This window comes from Mesorhizobium sp. P2_E7 (assembly GCF_056403855.1).
Genome location: NZ_JBFUER010000020.1, coordinates 1 through 639 on the forward strand (window position 1 = coordinate 1; position 639 = coordinate 639).

A 639-nucleotide genomic window follows, 5' to 3' on the forward strand; every position below is an offset into this window, starting at 1 on the left:
GAAAGTGCCGGGCGACAAGGTGTTGCCGATCATCCTTGCGGTGGTGCTCTACGTGCTGCTGCTGATGACCTATCCCTGGTACACGCTGACCGCCTCAGTCGCCGGCTATCTCATCTTCCTGCCGTTCAGCGTGCGCGCCTATTCGAAACGCGCCCTGCGCGAGGGTGAGAAGGTCCCGCCTTCGGATATCGGGTAGAGTCGCGCAGCCACGCTCGGTCGAGTTCCTTCACAACCCCCCTCTGTCCTGCCGGACATCTCCCCCTCAAGGGGGGAGATTAGCAGCTTCCGTTTTTACGCCCGTTCTTCAACGATGAAAATTGGCGAAGGCCGTCGTGACATCTAATCTCCCCCCTTGAGGGGGAGATGTCCGGCAGGACAGAGGGGGGTGCTGTCCCGCCAGCATTTGGAATAGTCGTCTCTGACCGCCCCTAAGCCGCCACGCCCAGCCCCAGCTTCTCGATCGCCAGCTTCCGCGTCGAGACATAATCCGTCTTGCCCGAGCCCAGCACCGGGATTTCCTCGACCTTGACGATGTCGTTGGGCACCATCAGTTCGGCCGCGCCCGCTTTCTTGCCGAAGGCGCGCAGTTCTTCCGGATCGGCGTCGTCAGCGGTGGTGACCAGCACGATGCGCTCACCG

At 62.1% G+C, this 639-nt stretch carries 1 protein-coding gene and 1 pseudogene; one reads left to right on the forward strand and one right to left on the reverse strand.

What is annotated here, in order from left to right; translation table 11 throughout:
* Positions 1-196, forward strand: a pseudogene (locus AC1DYC_RS31105) (CDP-diacylglycerol--serine O-phosphatidyltransferase); the annotation flags it as partial.
* Positions 197-428: 232 nt separating this feature from the next.
* Here the strand turns inward: AC1DYC_RS31105 and AC1DYC_RS31110 are convergent.
* On the reverse strand, positions 429-639 hold a 211-nt coding region (locus tag AC1DYC_RS31110), incomplete at its 5' end, for a hypothetical protein (RefSeq protein ID WP_477411476.1).